Raw genomic sequence first — 423 nt, 5'->3', positions numbered from 1 at the left:
CGGGGGCGGGGGGGGCGCCGGCGCCCCGCCCCGCCCGGCCCCCCGCCCCCCCGCGACAGCGCCGTGGCCAACTACGAAAAAACCATCCAGGATGCGTTCCGCGACGTCGGCGACGCGCTGTCCACGCGCGCCTGGCTGACCGACCAGGTCGCCATCGCCGGGCGCACGCTGCGGGTGCAGCGCGAACGCGCGCGCCTGTCGCAGCTGCGCTACGACTCCGGCGCCGCGCCCTTCCTCGACGTGCTCGACGCCCAGCGCGACCTGCTCAGCGCCGAACAACAGCTGGTGCAGCTGCGGCGCGCGCTGCTCAGCGCCGGTGTCGCCCTGTACACCGCGCTCGGGGGGGGGGGCGAGGAGGCAGCCCGCCCCACCGGCACCATAACCACCAAAACGACCAACCACACACCAAAAAAAAAGCCCGCG

1 protein-coding gene is annotated in these 423 nt (G+C 74.5%); it reads left to right on the top strand.

The features are described from left to right. Positions 1–423: TolC family protein (locus tag ACCD07_RS32295; RefSeq protein ID WP_413449694.1), on the top strand; the 423-nt coding region annotated here is incomplete at both ends.

Source organism: Duganella sp. Dugasp56, assembly GCF_047304105.1.
Taxonomy (GTDB): domain Bacteria; phylum Pseudomonadota; class Gammaproteobacteria; order Burkholderiales; family Burkholderiaceae_D; genus Rugamonas; species Rugamonas hordei.
This window is presented reverse-complemented; position numbering and strand designations above follow the sequence as displayed.